This is a genomic window from Mesonia mobilis DSM 19841, from assembly GCF_000423405.1.
In the GTDB taxonomy this organism is placed as follows: Bacteria; Bacteroidota; Bacteroidia; order Flavobacteriales; family Flavobacteriaceae; genus Mesonia; species Mesonia mobilis.
Genome location: NZ_AUHX01000062.1, coordinates 1 through 1,094, shown reverse-complemented (window position 1 = coordinate 1,094; position 1,094 = coordinate 1). Strand labels below are relative to the sequence as shown.

The window sequence follows — 1,094 nt, the reverse complement described above, 5'->3', positions numbered from 1 at the left end:
TCCTGCGGACACAGACGCTCACGCGTCAAATTCAGTTCTTTTTACTATCTTTATTTTCCAAATTCCCACAACTGACAAATATACAAGACCGTTGTAAGTAATTTGTGAATGACCTCATACTTAACCAAAATATTAGAAAAATATAAACTTCAGGAAAATCTGGAATGGCAAGTTGACGAAAAAAGGGAATCTATAATTAACGAGATGAAAAACATTACGCACGAAAATTATTATTCAGCTTTATTTGCATTTATGGACTTGACAGCTTCAAAAGATAAAAAGTTCATAGGAACAATTAATAATAATGGATTCGTAATTAGAAAGCGTATCAAACCCTTTGATTTTATGCCGATAATGGCAAAAGTAACTGCGGAATTTAAAAACGTCGACGGAAAAACTAAACTCATTGCTAAAGTAAATGGAATGCGAATTATTTTACTTGTAATTAGACTTATAATTTCGACTTTACTCTGTCTATTGGTTTTGTTAGTTGTTATAGAATCTCTCATTCCACCCATTGGTGAAGTTAATCCTTTTCCAGACCTGTTGATTTTGGTATTTATTACGACAATATTTGTATTAATACCTTTATTACTTGGACAAAGAAACGTGCGAAATATGAAAACCGAATTAAACAAAATATTTGAATAAAAAACTACTTACAACAACGTATAATTCCAACTAAGGTTTTGTGTCCTGCGGACACAAACGCTCACGCGTCAAAGTCAGTTCTTTTTACTATCTTTATTTCTCTAATTCCCTTAGCTGGGAAATTATACAAGACCGTTAGCTAAAATACGAAACAAAAATCAGCGAGTTTAATTGCAAATTCTGTTTTTGTTCGAGTTTTAATTCAAATCTGAAACTCAAAGTTTAATGGAAAACTCACTCAATTCGTAAAGCAGAAACGGATTAAATTGACTGAAAATTTTTAGGCGGAGAAATTAAAAAATTAAAGAAAAAAATTAGAACTCGATGGACTTAAACTTACTCGGTTCGATAAATTTAAATGGATAAATTGTTGCGGATATAAAATTATCAGCAATGCTCTATTTTTAAAATCTTTGCGGAAAAAAGTAAAATTAAAATTCGTT

1 protein-coding gene is annotated in these 1,094 nt (G+C 30.7%); it reads left to right on the top strand.

Annotated elements, in window-relative coordinates; all coding sequences use genetic code 11:
- Window positions 1–108 precede the first annotated feature (108 nt).
- On the top strand, window positions 109–651 hold the full coding sequence (locus G551_RS0112430) for a hypothetical protein (protein ID WP_027885858.1): 543 nt from the start codon (window positions 109–111) through the stop codon (window positions 649–651).
- The last annotated feature ends 443 nt before the right edge of the window (window positions 652–1,094 follow it).